The sequence below is a fragment of the Bacillus nitroreducens genome (genome assembly GCF_964021195.1).
The window spans coordinates 738,377-752,347 of sequence record NZ_CAXHYI020000001.1; the positions used below are offsets into that span (position 1 = coordinate 738,377).

Below are 13,971 nucleotides of genomic sequence, written 5' to 3' on the forward strand. Positions count from 1 at the left end.
GTAATGGAATTGACTTGCCATTTTTAGTTTGAACATGATATAGTTACCTAGGTAACTAATTGATTTTAGAGGTGTTAATATGGAAACAGGTCATACCCTATTTCATGCCGTGCATCAATTATCACGTCAGCTTACAAAACATGTAAATGAAACATTAGAACCCTTCGGACTATTTAGTGCTCAATGGTCCGTTTTATTTGTTTTAAAAACAAAAGGGACCATGTCTCAATCTGAGCTATGCGAATACTTGAGTGTAGAAGCCCCGCCAATGACTAGAAATATCCAAAAGCTTGTAAAACTCAATCTTGTACGACAGGTTCAAGGCTCTGACAAACGTACGAAACAAATTGAGTTAACGGAAAAGGCATTAGCGGAGTATCCGAAATGGGAACAAGCCATAATTAGAATGAATAAAAGACTGGTTCGAGAATTTCCACCCGAATTGCAAGATCAGCTTCATAACCTTTTGAACAAGTGGTTCAAGCAACTTACGAAATAACAACAGGAGGAATTGAGTGTAATGGGGAAACAAAAGCTTTGGACGAAAGATTTTATTAGTCTCTCGATTAGTAATTTCTTTGTTTTTTTAACATTTTATTATTTATTAGTATCATTACCCGTTTATACCTTGAATGATTTAGGTGGGAATGAATTAGAAGCTGGACTCATGGTTACGGTATTTTTATTTTCCGCTATTATCATACGTCCATTTGCGGGACAATGGCTTACAACCATTGGAAGAAAGAATGTTCTTACACTCTCATTGCTTCTTTTCTTGATTTCATCGCTCCTATATTTTTTCACTCCATCCATCTATACTTTATTGTTATTAAGGCTATTACATGGAATCGGATTCGGGATGGCTACAACAGCTGCTGGAGGAATTGTTGCAGATCTTATTCCTGATTCCAGAAAAGGCGAAGGCATGGGGTATTTTATTATGTCGACTAACTTAGCAATGGTCATTGGTCCGTTCTTAGGATTGACTCTGATGAACAAATCTGGGATGGTAAGTGTTTTTATTGTTGGATCACTTTGTGCCATTCTTGCATTTCTATCAGGATATTTTGTGAAAATACCATCACAGTTGCCAGAAGTTCATACACAACAAAAAAGAACGAAAAAGAAGTTTTCTTTTGCCGATCTTTTTGAGGTTCCAGCCATAAAAATCTCTATTGTGGGCGGTCTAATAGGAATCGTATACTCCTCTATCCTTTCGTTTGTGTCTGTATATGCTCAAGAAATAGGACTATTTGCTGTTTCAAGTTTCTTTTTTGTCGTATATGCAATCGTCCTTCTCGTATCACGACCTTTCACTGGAAGATGGTTTGACCTATATGGTGCAAATAAAATTATTTATCCATCCATTATTGTATTTGCAATAGGAATGTTCGTCCTTGGAATTTCATCTAATTCGTTTGTGTTTTTATTGGCTGCTGCTTTAATTGGATTAGGCTGGGGGACCTTATTTCCAAGCTTTCAAACGATTGCTATTCAAGCTGCGGCACCCACACGCAGAGGTACTGCCACAGCTACATTCTTATCTATTTTTGACACGGGAATTGGAATTGGTTCATCCATAGTCGGCCTTATTAGCGCGCAAATAGGTCTTGGAACATTTTATTTATTTAGTTCTTTTTATGTATTACTTGGAATTGTGCTTTATTATTTTCTTCATGATCGATCAACAAAATTGGGCAAACAAACAGATCCAACTTATCAACAAATTTCAGAGCATATGTAGGACAAAAGGTTTTTTCCTTTTGTCCTCAGAGTGTAGAGAAAGGGGTATTTTTTCTCTACACTTTTTGTTTTCGGTGGTTTTTGTAGTTGTAAGTTGACATTATTCTTTATCAAAAATCTTGAAAATATCACTCCCAACCATCTAGCCTTGCTTGGCTAGGTGGTTGGCAATCTTTTTCATGTTCTGGCAGGCTGCTGTAAGTAATACCTGCTCACTAGCATTTTTAATTCCCCGTAACCTACAGTAGCGAAGCCCATGCAGCTCTTTTGAGTCTGCGAAGCTTCGCTCTACGGTTTCTTTTCTAAACTTATAAAGAATTTTCCCTTCTGGAGAGAGGCGATTTAGCCTCACCTTATCTTTATGATCTTCCCAAACATGACGAGTAACAACTTTTTGCTTATTCTGGGATCTAGTGCATTGTTCAAGAAGAGGGCAGGTTGAACATTTCTTGGGATCTGACTTGTACTCTCGGTAACCTTCTCTTGTAGTTGAACGATATGTTAGTTCCTCGCTATTTGGACAAACATAAATGTCATTTTCTTTATTATATTTAAACTTCCATTTTGGAAAGAGTCCTTTTGTTGGTTGATACCTTCTATGGGCAATAACTCCAAAGATCTTACGATCTGATAATCCTTTGCAAATCGGATTAGTTAAGTATCCAGAGTCAAGAGCAACAGCTTCCACATTAAAGTTAAATCGTAAGATTTGACGATCTAAACGGCTAAGATATGGTATTGAATCATGGACATTACCTGGAGTTACGAATGCATCAGTTATAATGTTAAACTTCAAATCTGTTGTCCGATGGTCTAAATAACAGAACATCTCTTGCTTATTGTCTCGCGACATAAACCCACTTTCTGGATCTGTGGTACTTACTCTAATCTCTTTTGTTTCTTTCACCTCCTCCTTTTCCTTTAAAGGCTTTTTTCCATGTTCAGCACGATCTTCTTCAATTGCCTTATTTAACTCATTTAAATATTCACGAGTTTCTACTTCAACTTCTTCCCTTGTAAATTTATGTTTATTCGCATTAGCTTTGAGATGAGTGGAGTCCGTAAATAAGACTCTTCCGCCAACCATTTTGTGATTCATTGCAAGAAGAACAATTTCATCAAAGATTTCTTGGAAGATGTCTGTATCTTTAAAACGCTTATGGCGATTCCAGCTTATTGTGGAATGATGTGGTACAGGATCTTTAAATCTGAGACCTAAAAACCAACGATATGCGACATTAAGTTTTATCTCTTGTTCAAGTTGTCTTTCGGAACGGATACCATAAAAATATCCAATAAACATCATTTTAAAAAGAACAAGAGGGTCGATCGAAGGTCGACCATTATCTTCAGAGTAGTAAGGTTTTACTCTCTCAATTATAAAAGAAAAATCTATGTATTTATCTATTTTTCGTAACAGATGGTTATCTGGAACAAGCTCGTCAATTGATACAAATTCAATTTCATTTTGTGTATTTTCCCTAGTATTTAACACAATATCACCAACCCTAATTTATTAACTATATTATAACATATTAATGCGGTGAATTAGTAAAGTGTATCAAAAGAATAAAGGCTGTCGAGACTTTCTCGACAGCCTGAGGACAAAAGGTTTTTTCCTTTTGTCCTTTTTTCTTTAATGATGAATGAATGTGAATTTGTCCTATCGTTAAATTGAAGTATATATAACGATCTACACTAATCATTTGTTCAAAACTTTAAAAGCAGATGATTAGATTGGGATATAACAAATGGGTATAATTATGGTTGAGTATATTTTACATAAGGAGTGTTGAATCAATGTTTGATATTGTTATTGTTGGTGCAGGCCCTGCAGGAGCTAGTGCAGCTTTATTTGCAGCTAAAGCTGGGAAGAAAACATTACTTCTAGACAGTGATAAAGGAATGACAAAACGCGCATGGGTAGAGAACCACTATGGTGTGATGGAAATCGAAGGTCCTGAACTTGTTGAAATTGGCCAAAAACAAGCAGCAAAGTTTGGTGCAGAGGTTGTACAACAAGCGGTTACTTCCGTTGAAAAATCCGAAAACGGTTTTAAAGTAGTAACTGAAAACGGCGAATACGAAGGTAAACATGTTATCTTTGCTACTGGTGCGTTAACAGATGTTGCCGCAGCAGCCGGCGTTGCAACTAAAGAAGGTACAGAGCCTCGTATAAAAACTGTCCTAGATGTTGATTCTGCAGGAAAAACAAATATAGAAGGTATTTGGGCTGCTGGAACTTGTGCAGGTGTTAGTGTTCATACGATCATCACAGCTGGTGATGGTGCGAAGGTTGCAATCAATGTCATCAGTGAAATGAACGGTGAACGTTATGTGGACCACGACGTCCTAAAAAAATAATAAGATCATACAAAAGCCAGGAGTCTGTGATTCTCCTGGCTTTTTATACTATTATTTGGATGCCAAATAAAGCTAGAACAGTACAAAAAACAGTTGATGATGCTAGATATAAAATAGCGATCTTGTATTTTTTTTCAAGAAATAGATGAACAGTTTCATACCCAAAGGTCGAAAATGTCGTGAATGCACCACAAAAACCAATCCCTAGCAAACACCATGACCAGCTTGGAATCATGTCTTGGAGCCTCATTCCTGTTAAGATTCCTAGTAATAGTGAACCAGCAGTGTTTATGTAAAAAGTTGCGAACGGAAATGTCTTTCCAGTTTTTTTCACAATCCAGTTTCCGATTAGAAATCTACTCGCCGCTCCTAACGCGCCTCCTATTCCAACTAAAATCATCAAGTTATTTCACCCTTGTCCGTATGTTTGCCAATCGATTTCCACAATATGATAATAACAATCCTCCCAAAATGCTGACTGACACATATATTATTGCAAAGCCGAACTTTCCTTCATCCACTAAATGAATAACCTCAATTGAGAAAGTGGAGAATGTTGTAAAAGATCCGATTATCCCAGTACTCAGAAAGAGAGCAACCTTTGGGTTCACGTTTGTTTGATTCGCAATAAAAGATAATAACCATCCTAATAATAGACAACCTATTACATTTACTAGTAAGGTTCCAGTTGGGAATCCATGAGATGTAGGTAACCATTCTCCTACAAGGTAGCGAAAGATAGCACCAAGAAATCCACCAATCATCACAACCACTACATTCATCATAATCACTACCCTCATTTTTGATTAGGTTATTATATCATATTTACAATATAATGGATGTGGCAATTATATTTGAGAACTGAAAACCCAGTCGGTAGAAAATATTTATGAAACTATTTTGAATTACAAACGTAACACATAAAAGAGTACAATTCAGAAAGAGGAATGCAAATGGAGTCTAAACAATTACTCGAAAATGAACTAAAAAAGATTGAAGCTTGGGAGAAAGACCAGAGTGGATTATGGTTTTGGGACCGGATTGGTAGACTTCCTTTTAAACTCCTTGATAAACTTACTCCAAAGTTCATTCATGAAAAAATCGGGATATTACTTGATGAAATTGGCAGTTACATTCAAACTGGCGGTAAATATCTCGTGCAGGAAAAAGCCATATTTAAACTTGTAGAAAAACAGGCAAAGTCCTCAATTGAAAGTATTTCAGATATTGAACAAACATCTATACAAACCATGATTGACGCTAGTCAGGAGCATGCTGAAAAGTGGGCAAAGGTTGCTACCCTTCAGGGTGCAACGACAGGAGTCGGTGGAATATTTACACTGGCAGTTGATATCCCTGCATTGCTAGGAATGTCATTAAAAACCTTACAAGAGATTGCCATTATTCATGGTTACGATCCAAAGGACAAAAACGAACGTATCTTTATCATAAAATGCTTACAATTTTCATCCGCAGATGTAGTTGGTAAACAAGCCATACTGAAAGAACTTTCTTCGTTTTATCATGGTAGAAACTCGTCAAATGAAATGATGTCGCAACTACAAGGTTGGCGTGAGGTTGTCTATACCTATCGAGATCAATTTGGTTGGAAAAAGCTTCTTCAAATGATTCCAATCGCAGGAATCATTTTTGGTGCCGTATCAAATCGCTCCATGATTCGAGATCTTACTGAGACTGGTAATATGTTATACCGTAAAAGACGAATCTTGGAAAGATTGCAAAATGAATCGGGCACATCCTAAACGCCCCATTTATGGGGCTTTGGACAACAATCCTGTATGGTAGTCACGTTTTTTTCAAGAAACGAATAAGATACCCCTGAAACTACCGCAAAGGAGTTATCAAAACATGAAATGGAAAAATTATGGATTATGGCTCTCTCTTATCTCAATCGTATATATGGTGTTTAAGGACTTTGGTTCACAAATTGACTTAACGACATGGGAAACCTATGTAACCGCAATAGTAGGTATTCTGGCTGCTTTAGGCGTAATATCAAATCCCGATAAAGGTAAAGGATACTTTGACAAGACTTCAAATACATCTACAGAAACTCGCGACCAAGTTACAGAACATATCCAAAATCAAGCTCAGCCTTCGATCCAGCAAGACATTCCCCATCAAAACCAAAATTCATCATACACACAAGAATATCCTCGTTCACAATCAATCGATTATCCACACCAACAGGAAGAGTCCTATCAAAGAATACAACAAGAAAACCCGAATCACGAAAATCAGACGCAAGTTGAATATCGTGCTCCTCAAAAAAATAACACACAATCATTCCAACCTAGCCCTCAAGTCATTCAAGATAACAGCATACAAACGCAAGATGGTGGGTCAATCCAAGGTACTCAACCACAAGATTCAATGAATGAACAAACATCAAATAATAAAAATAATGACAGAAATTCGATCCACGGTACACCAGCACCACCAAATGAATATATGTAGTTCATTGAAAAAGCATCTAGTTAGGTGCTTTTTCATTGTTATTGTATTTCCATGAATAATCTACTGGCAAATATAAGAAAATATACATATCGAAACGACAAGTGTGGTGGATAAAACGAATGTGAAGGCTGTAGAACGTATTTTTTGGAGTATCGCATTACCAGGGTTCGGACAATTATTAAATAAACAATATGTGAAGGGCCTGACCTTTATCATCTTAGAATTCTTAGTTAATTCCTGTGCAAATTTTAATCATGCCATCATGCTTAGCTTTTTAGGTGAGACACAACAAGCACTGTCTGCGGTCAATTATGGATGGCTCATGTTTTACCCCTGTCTTTACTTTTTTGCAATGTGGGACGCATTTAAAGAAGCTGGTGGTGGGAAAGCACCTTATTCCTTTTTACCATTTGCTTTTTGTGCTTATTCTGTTACGGTCGGTTTAATGGTTTCACCAAAAGCTAGTTTTTGGGGGATCACTTTTGGACCTGTCTTTTTTCCAATGTTATGTGTGATTCCAGGCCTGCTCGTTGGATTTTTCATTAGGAAGCTCATCCTAACCTTTGGTAAAGTGGACGCACTCGTGTAAATTACATAATAACAAGAAAAGGTTGCTGATCATGACTGTAAACAGCAACCTTAATCATTTATTAGAAATCTTACTATTTAATTGCCCTCTACTTCATACTGCACTCCTTTATGACCTATATAGATTCCCATGTTGATAATCTCCCCTTCATAGGTGGTTCATCTATTGAAGTTTAGTAGAAAAATCTACTCCCTATTCCTGAACAGTTGATACAAAAACAAATTAAATCTATACAATTCGTCTTTTAACCTTGTTATTTGTTATAATTCAAAAGTACTAGATTCATAGCAATACTAGTCTAATGAAAAAAGCAGACAAAGTTCAGGAGAATGAAATGAGAAAAAAGGATCAATTATTAGCGCAACAATTGGAGAGCATACTAAAAGAGCTAAAATCTGGAAGCGAAGAAACGGCAACTACTGCTACAATCGGTCGTAGAGGTAAACGACTTAACCTTTCCAGTGAACTATTTAAGTTCATTTTTAAGTTTTGGGGTATAAGAATTATTCTTATTATAGCGATTATACTTACCATCACATTTGGAAGTTATCGGATTTTTTCAGGAAGTACTTTTAAACAAGAAAGTACAACATTTGTAGAACAAATTCAGGAGCTAGCCACCTTAGCAACATCTAAGGCGCATGTAAAGGTCATTATTGAGCAAGAGGACAATAAACTCTTCGGGAAAGAGATTCAAGTAAATCTCCCTGGAACAAAACGGCAAATACTATTAGTTGTGCCTGCCACTGTTATTGCTGGCGTCGACTTAAAAGAGATCTCTCCAAAAGATATTAGATTTAATGAACAGAAAAAAGAATTAGAAATTGTTCTACCTTCTGCTACAATTATTCAGGATCCAGCTATTCAAATGGATAAAGTTAGTACGTTCTCAGATGAAGGTCTTTTCCGTAGCGAGGTTGACTGGGCAGAAGGTTTCAATCTTGCTAAAGAAGCACAAGAGCTAATCAAAAAAGAAGCTGTAGAAGTGGGCGTTTTACAAACAGCAGAAAAGAATGCAGAGATCGCATTAAAGGAATTTTTTACTAACCTTGGCTACTCAGTCAAAATATCATTTAAATAATATAAAACTTTTCTGTCTGACACACTTTTATGCAATTTAAAAACACGCTGTACCAAAACAGCGTGTTCAGACTGTTGACAAACACTCGTATACTTCGTTGCTAGCCTCACTCGTACGCCCATGAAGGCAACTTCTATTCGCGTCTTCGATCGGTGAGCGCACCTTGTCTGACAAGGGTTTCCAAGACAGTCTGGGAAAATGAAACTTACTAATGTTCCCTATAAAAATGAGTGTAGACAAAGTCGAGTTTGACTTTGTCTACACTCTAAACAAGGTAAAAAACAGCTGTTTTCCTCTCTATTCATTTACTGCTTTTTCAAGAGCATCAGGTGTCTTGTATACAGCAAGCTTTTCAACTAATTTATTACTTTCAGAATTTAACCCCTTAATGTTTACATTTGTACCATTTTGATGATACTTTAAGACAATTTTATCAATTGCGCCAACCGCAGAATCGTCCCACAGATGAGCATTCGATAAATCTATATCAATCTCTTTCACATCTTCTTTGAAATCAAAACTGTTTACAAAGTCAGTAACTGAGGCAAAGAACACTTGGCCTGATACATGATACACTTTCTTCTGAGAATTCTTTGATGAAATACTTGTGACCTTAACTTTTGAAATTTTAGCAGCAAAGAAAATAGCACTAAGTATAACTCCAACCAAAACCCCTTTTGAAAGATCATTTGTTTGTAAAACGGTTATAACTGTAACAATCATAACGATGGTATCCGTAATCGGAACTCTATGAATGGTACGTAGAGAAGACCAGTCGAAAGTTCCAATACAAACCATAAACATTACCCCAACAAGAGCTGCCATTGGAATTAGAACTAAGAAGTCTTGTAATAAAAGTATTAACACCATTAAGAAAACACCAGCTACAAATGCAGAAAGTCTTCCACGTCCACCTGATTTTACGTTAATAACTGATTGACCAATCATCGCACAACCAGCCATCGATCCAAAGAAACCAGAGACAATATTCGCAATACCTTGCCCACGCGCTTCTTTATTTTTATCACTTTCAGTGTCTGTCATATCATCTACGATAGATGCAGTTAATAATGACTCTACCAATCCAACAATTGCAATTGATAAAGCGTAAGGAAAGATAATTTTTAATGTTTCAAAATTCAATGGAATATCAGGGAGTAAAAAGATGGGTAAAGTTGACGGAAGTTCACCCATATCCCCAATTGTACGTACCCCACTATTCGTCATTACTGCGATAATCGTCATAGCTATAATTGCAACGAGTGGTGATGGAACAGCCTTCGTAAATTTCGGGAAGATATAGATAATCGCTAAAGCACCAGCAACCATTATATACATTTGCCATGACTCACCTACAAAATGAGGTAATTGGGCAACAAAAATAAGAATCGCGAGAGAATTCACAAATCCAGTCATAACGGATCGTGGGACAAATTTCATGAGTCTACCTAGCTTTAATACACCCATTATGATCTGAATAATTCCAGTTAAAATTGTAGCAGCGAGCAAATATTGAAGGCCATGTTCAGCAACTAGTGTTACCATTAACAATGCCGTTGCACCCGTAGCTGCTGAAATCATCCCAGGTCTTCCACCAACAAACGCGATTGTTACAGCAATACAAAATGAGGCGTATAACCCTATCTTTGGATCAACTCCTGCTATCAATGAAAAGGCGATCGCTTCTGGAATTAGTGCAAGAGCCACCACTATACCTGACAAGATATCTCCTCGAATATTGCCAAACCATTCAGTTTTATATGTTGATAAATTCAATTTAGCACCTCTTTCTTCATTTTATTGTTTCTTGGAATTCAACTTTCATATCACTGACTCCTTGTAATGCTTTTGTAGCTTGAAACTCGAGAAAATTTCGGCCAGTTATCTCTTTCCAAACAAGGTGACTTTGCTTTCTCTTGACTTTCAACTCTCATGAAAGTCGGGTCCGTCATTAACAAATCATAGTATATCGGATTGTTTCTGTTTTGTGAATCCATCATGTAATCGCACACAAATATAATTAGCTCATTTTTTCTCCGTTTTTCACTTCTTTTCTCTCCCTCTTAGTAAAAGATCAAGTGTTTTTATGGTAAGTTTTTGATACTGTGTTCACACAAAAAGCAGCTAGAACTTTTTTATAAAAAGTCTAACTGCTTGATTTATTTTACGATTAAAACTGGGCAATTGGCACGTTTCGCCACTTTATGACTGACACTTCCTAGAACAAACTCTTGTAGTATATTTAGACCTCTACTACCAATGATGACAAGGTCAAACTTATTTTTATTTGCGTAATTCACAATCGAAGTTCCTGGTTCCCCGTAAAGAAAAACGACTTCGTAAGAAACACCTGATTTCCTCATAATTCGTTCGATACCTCTTAGTCGAAATCTTCGTTTGTCCCCTATATCAGCTGCGTTCCAGTTTTCTAAAACTTCGGATTTCACTTTATCATAGTCCACCACATAGACGATTTCTATTTTTGTATGTAAGTTTCCATTCACCAGCATAAGTGCATGTTCAGCTGCCCGTTTCGAATGCTCCGAACCATCTGCGGCTAATAGGATTTTCTTATACATATTTACCCTCCCTGAGTTCATTTAACCTGGGTTAAATCTAATGGTGGTATTATTCAGTTTTAAGGGCTTGTGTTTAATGGTTTGAATATATATAAATTCTATCACGAGATGTGGAAGTCAATTAGGAAAAACAGAATACAATCGTGCTCTACAATGAGGGAAGGCTCCGCTACAAATTGAGCCTTTTCATTCTCATTTTTTCATCTGGATAATTCATGCACACGCCTTAAAATTTGATTGTAGGCATTCTCGGTAAGTTGAGGATCTGGATCTACATGTTGCTTTTTTGGAACATCAAAGTTTGTCAGGATAAAATAATGCTTTGCTTCAATACTATGCCTTGCCAGAATATGTTTGCAACATGACAAAGGACACCCATCAATTGCAATGATGTCTCGACCAGATTTTGCCGTTTTAACAAGTGGTTTTACATCCCCACCGACACCAGCAATGCAGGACATTTCGGCAACGTATTCCCTGTCCATTTTTATCGCAATCGAGTTTGCGGTTTGTGCTGCAGAAGAACAACCTGAACATGAATATACAATAGGTAAATTTCTCTTTTCCAACCTCATATCCCTCCCCGTGTTTTGATTGAGTTTATTTTAGTTTATTTTTATTATAAATTCAGTGAAAAAGGTCACTTTTTCAGAATTTATTTAAAATAATAAAAGAAGCCACCAATCGGCAGCTTCTTACTCATTAGACATATTTCCTATGCACGGTTTTCCCATCATATGTGAATACAACTGTTTTATTTTCTAAGACAGTTTCCATATGCACTGGCCTACCCCAAAGTTGATAAATGTACGGGAGTACCTTTTCGAGATATTTCAGATCTAGTTCAATACCTTCATACCAATGTTTTAGGTAAAGTTCCCCGCTTTTTAGGTAATCACCGTCATTGACAGTGATGTATGGGAAACCACCATTAACACGCATATTTACAAGCTGATCGCGGACCTGTGTCCATTCTTTATCAATGATTTTATAATCGCGGCCCTGCTTTTGGAATAAATACATATCCTCTCTGAGTACAAGATCTTTCGTCAAATAATTTCGGATGAAGGAAATATCAGATTCGATTTCACGAACCTCAAAGATTTTCTCACGACCTGATCCAGGCTGTACGCCAAGTTCCATCATTTCTTTCGTTGGATTATTATAACGGTCCTCAATGTCTTCGAAGATTTTCAAACCTAAATAATATGGATTAATGCTTGTTTTTGATGGTTGGACTACTCCAGCATTTAGCTTCGCAAATTCAATCGCCTCATCAGAAGTCAGGTCCATCTCGCGGATAATCCGTTGATGCCAATATGAAGCCCAGCCTTCATTCATAATTTTTGTTTCAAGCTGCGGCCAGAAATAAAGCATTTCCTCACGCATCATTGTTAAGATATCTCTTTGCCAGTCATCCAGTTCCCGACTGTATTGTTCAATAAATAAAAGTAAATCTTTTTCTGGCTGAGGTGGGAATTTCTTTTTCTTACGAGGAGCTGGTTTCTCTTCTTTTGTATTTTTATCCATGTTCCATAAATCATCATAAGGTGTAGGCTTACGCTTAATTTCTTCTTCTTGTTCATCCTCAATATCCCAGGCAAGCTTTGCTCTCATAAGTGACGGGTCAATATGCTCTTGAATAGCAAGAACAGCATCTAAAAACGTCTCAACTTCAAGTTTTCCATATAAATGCTCATAGTTCTTTACCCGCTCAGCTGTTGCAGCCATGCTTTCGACCATATCTCGTTTAGTATTACTAAAACGAACATTATTTTTGAAAAAATCGCAGTGTGCTAGTACGTGAGCAACAATTAATTTGTTTTGAATGAGGGAATTGGAATCAAGCAAAAACGCATAACAAGGATCCGAATTAATAACAAGTTCATAAATTTTACTTAAACCTAAATCATACTGCAGCTTCATTCGATAAAACTGCTTACCAAAACTCCAATGGGAAAAACGAGTAGGCATACCATAAGCACCGAATGTATAAATAATATCAGCAGGACAAATTTCGTATCTCATTGGATAAAAATCAAGCCCAAAGCCTTCTGCAATTTCCGTGATTTCATCAATCGCGTACTCAAGCGCCTGGCGGTCAGAATCTCTCACAGTTGATCTCCCCCTTTTCGTCCTTATCACAATTTATGAGGAATCGGACCAAATGATGAGGGAGATTTCATTGTATTAGGGATTTAACATAAAAAAACAAAATTTAGGCTTATTATTTTACCTCTTCAATACTTAGCGATAAAAGGGATTCCGTTTGTGGGTTAAACAAAATCATGACTCTAGCTGTAAATGTACGTTCTTTTGTTTGAACCTTTAATTCGAATGTATCCTTCGCTTGCGAATCTGTGATTTCTTCTCGTCCTTTATACTGATAATCACTAATCTTACTGTCTGGATAATTTAATTTCGCCACATCCACTGCAATTTTGCTCCATTTTTCATAATCGGTTGGAAGCTCTTGCTCCTGTTGAGGCGGTTTTTGTGGGGTACTTGGTTGGGCACTTACTAGTCCTCCCCCTATTAACAGAAACATACTACAAAATACTGGAATCAATACACGTCTTACCAAAGTCATTACCTCCTATGTAAAAATCAATTGTATTTTGCGCCTTTTTAAGGATAATTAATCATTTATTTATTTTCCTAAGGAGACAATGTACTCTATTTTGATATTTAAAATGCAATTGGATTCTTGTCCATTATTTACAGCGAGAAAAAAGTGATTTTCTCCACAAACTAAAGTCAACTCCTTAGAAGGAGGGATAGCAGTGAATAGTGTAGACTATGACAAGGCACTATACTACACCCATCGTTCACAATGGGATAACCTACTTATTTTAATGGTTCGAACGAAGGATGATTTTCTTTCCAAGAAAATTGAGCATTTCCTTCATGCCTATAATTTTGAAAAAGACTATTCGGTAATTGAACGACATTTATATTCTTTACTTCGTTATATAGACCATGCTTCTTCAGAAAGCATGGAAGAATTAGCCGCACATATGTAAGTGGGGATATGATTCCCCACTTTTTTTAATTTGTATTTTTCTTATTAAATGATTTCACTAATACGGGTTTAGAAGTAGGTATTTGAATATATTAACTCAGCAAAAATCAGAAAT

General features: G+C 36.6%; 16 protein-coding genes. 8 read left to right on the forward strand and 8 right to left on the reverse strand.

Going from position 1 to position 13,971, the window contains the following annotated elements:
- Window positions 1–79: 79 nt before the first annotated feature.
- The gene (locus ACWPVE_RS03540; RefSeq protein ID WP_453990717.1) at window positions 80–499 is read left to right on the forward strand and encodes a MarR family winged helix-turn-helix transcriptional regulator; all 420 of its coding nucleotides are present in this window, start codon (window positions 80–82) and stop codon (window positions 497–499) included.
- A 21-nt stretch (window positions 500–520) separates the two neighbouring features.
- Window positions 521–1,744, forward strand: a complete 1,224-nt coding sequence (locus ACWPVE_RS03545) for an MFS transporter (RefSeq protein ID WP_453990719.1) — start codon at window positions 521–523, stop codon at window positions 1,742–1,744.
- Between the two features lie 141 nt (window positions 1,745–1,885).
- Here the strand turns inward: ACWPVE_RS03545 and ACWPVE_RS03550 are convergent, their stop codons facing one another.
- Complete coding sequence (locus ACWPVE_RS03550) at window positions 1,886–3,238, reverse strand: IS1182 family transposase (protein WP_453990053.1); 1,353 nt, start codon at window positions 3,236–3,238, stop codon at window positions 1,886–1,888.
- 305 nt (window positions 3,239–3,543) lie between these two features.
- On the opposite strand from ACWPVE_RS03550, the gene ACWPVE_RS03555 reads away from it, so the two are divergent.
- Window positions 3,544–4,107 (forward strand): FAD-dependent oxidoreductase, encoded by a 564-nt coding sequence (locus ACWPVE_RS03555; RefSeq protein ID WP_453990721.1) that lies wholly within the window; start codon window positions 3,544–3,546, stop codon window positions 4,105–4,107.
- Window positions 4,108–4,150: 43 nt separating this feature from the next.
- Here ACWPVE_RS03555 and crcB (ACWPVE_RS03560) read toward each other — a convergent pair whose 3' ends face one another.
- Both crcB (ACWPVE_RS03560) and crcB (ACWPVE_RS03565) read right to left on the reverse strand, forming a co-directional pair.
- Window positions 4,151–4,507 carry a fluoride efflux transporter CrcB gene (crcB, locus tag ACWPVE_RS03560; RefSeq protein ID WP_453990857.1) on the reverse strand — a complete coding sequence of 119 codons (357 nt, stop codon included), beginning with the start codon at window positions 4,505–4,507 and terminating at the stop codon, window positions 4,151–4,153.
- A gap of 4 nt (window positions 4,508–4,511) precedes the next feature.
- The gene (gene crcB / locus ACWPVE_RS03565; protein WP_453990723.1) at window positions 4,512–4,892 is read right to left on the reverse strand and encodes a fluoride efflux transporter CrcB; all 381 of its coding nucleotides are present in this window, start codon (window positions 4,890–4,892) and stop codon (window positions 4,512–4,514) included.
- A 168-nt stretch (window positions 4,893–5,060) separates the two neighbouring features.
- Here crcB (ACWPVE_RS03565) and ACWPVE_RS03570 point away from each other — a divergent pair, with 168 nt between their 5' ends.
- The 4 genes from ACWPVE_RS03570 to ACWPVE_RS03585 all read left to right on the forward strand — a co-directional run bounded on the left by ACWPVE_RS03570 (window position 5,061) and on the right by ACWPVE_RS03585 (window position 8,255).
- Entirely contained in the window at window positions 5,061–5,870 is an 810-nt protein-coding gene (locus tag ACWPVE_RS03570) for an EcsC family protein (RefSeq protein ID WP_453990725.1), read from the forward strand.
- A 106-nt stretch (window positions 5,871–5,976) separates the two neighbouring features.
- The gene (locus ACWPVE_RS03575) at window positions 5,977–6,585 is read left to right on the forward strand and encodes a hypothetical protein (RefSeq protein ID WP_453990727.1); all 609 of its coding nucleotides are present in this window, start codon (window positions 5,977–5,979) and stop codon (window positions 6,583–6,585) included.
- Between the two features lie 121 nt (window positions 6,586–6,706).
- Window positions 6,707–7,174: a hypothetical protein gene (locus tag ACWPVE_RS03580; RefSeq protein ID WP_453990729.1), complete on the forward strand. Its 468-nt coding sequence runs from the start codon at window positions 6,707–6,709 to the stop codon at window positions 7,172–7,174.
- 334 nt (window positions 7,175–7,508) lie between these two features.
- A complete protein-coding gene (locus tag ACWPVE_RS03585; protein ID WP_453990731.1) occupies window positions 7,509–8,255 on the forward strand; it encodes a DUF4230 domain-containing protein in 747 nt (248 codons plus the stop codon).
- A gap of 297 nt (window positions 8,256–8,552) precedes the next feature.
- Here the strand turns inward: ACWPVE_RS03585 and ACWPVE_RS03590 are convergent, their stop codons facing one another.
- The 5 genes from ACWPVE_RS03590 to ACWPVE_RS03610 all read right to left on the reverse strand — a co-directional run bounded on the left by ACWPVE_RS03590 (window position 8,553) and on the right by ACWPVE_RS03610 (window position 13,418).
- Window positions 8,553–10,031: a SulP family inorganic anion transporter gene (locus ACWPVE_RS03590; protein ID WP_453990733.1), complete on the reverse strand. Its 1,479-nt coding sequence runs from the start codon at window positions 10,029–10,031 to the stop codon at window positions 8,553–8,555.
- Between the two features lie 383 nt (window positions 10,032–10,414).
- Window positions 10,415–10,834 carry a universal stress protein gene (locus tag ACWPVE_RS03595; protein ID WP_453990735.1) on the reverse strand — a complete coding sequence of 140 codons (420 nt, stop codon included), beginning with the start codon at window positions 10,832–10,834 and terminating at the stop codon, window positions 10,415–10,417.
- Window positions 10,835–11,034: 200 nt separating this feature from the next.
- Complete coding sequence (locus ACWPVE_RS03600) at window positions 11,035–11,403, reverse strand: putative zinc-binding protein (RefSeq protein WP_453990737.1); 369 nt, start codon at window positions 11,401–11,403, stop codon at window positions 11,035–11,037.
- A 133-nt stretch (window positions 11,404–11,536) separates the two neighbouring features.
- Window positions 11,537–12,949, reverse strand: coding sequence for a SpoVR family protein (locus ACWPVE_RS03605; protein WP_453990739.1), 1,413 nt, complete (start codon window positions 12,947–12,949; stop codon window positions 11,537–11,539).
- A gap of 112 nt (window positions 12,950–13,061) precedes the next feature.
- A complete protein-coding gene (locus ACWPVE_RS03610) occupies window positions 13,062–13,418 on the reverse strand; it encodes a DUF3889 domain-containing protein (RefSeq protein WP_453990741.1) in 357 nt (118 codons plus the stop codon).
- 199 nt (window positions 13,419–13,617) lie between these two features.
- On the opposite strand from ACWPVE_RS03610, the gene ACWPVE_RS03615 reads away from it, so the two are divergent.
- Window positions 13,618–13,857 carry a YhdB family protein gene (locus ACWPVE_RS03615; RefSeq protein WP_453990743.1) on the forward strand — a complete coding sequence of 80 codons (240 nt, stop codon included), beginning with the start codon at window positions 13,618–13,620 and terminating at the stop codon, window positions 13,855–13,857.
- The last annotated feature ends 114 nt before the right edge of the window (window positions 13,858–13,971 follow it).

What these genes read in the sequence shown, in the direction of transcription:
- crcB (WP_453990723.1), bottom strand. Translation starts at nt 4,892, where the DNA reads ATGATGAATGTAGTGGTTGTGATGATTGGTGGATTTCTTGGTGCTATC.
- ACWPVE_RS03540 (WP_453990717.1), top strand. Translation starts at nt 80, where the DNA reads ATGGAAACAGGTCATACCCTATTTCATGCCGTGCATCAATTATCACGT.
- crcB (WP_453990857.1), bottom strand. Translation starts at nt 4,507, where the DNA reads ATGATTTTAGTTGGAATAGGAGGCGCGTTAGGAGCGGCGAGTAGATTT.
- ACWPVE_RS03595 (WP_453990735.1), bottom strand. Translation starts at nt 10,834, where the DNA reads ATGTATAAGAAAATCCTATTAGCCGCAGATGGTTCGGAGCATTCGAAA.
- ACWPVE_RS03585 (WP_453990731.1), top strand. Translation starts at nt 7,509, where the DNA reads ATGAGAAAAAAGGATCAATTATTAGCGCAACAATTGGAGAGCATACTA.
- ACWPVE_RS03575 (WP_453990727.1), top strand. Translation starts at nt 5,977, where the DNA reads ATGAAATGGAAAAATTATGGATTATGGCTCTCTCTTATCTCAATCGTA.
- ACWPVE_RS03545 (WP_453990719.1), top strand. Translation starts at nt 521, where the DNA reads ATGGGGAAACAAAAGCTTTGGACGAAAGATTTTATTAGTCTCTCGATT.
- ACWPVE_RS03570 (WP_453990725.1), top strand. Translation starts at nt 5,061, where the DNA reads ATGGAGTCTAAACAATTACTCGAAAATGAACTAAAAAAGATTGAAGCT.
- ACWPVE_RS03555 (WP_453990721.1), top strand. Translation starts at nt 3,544, where the DNA reads ATGTTTGATATTGTTATTGTTGGTGCAGGCCCTGCAGGAGCTAGTGCA.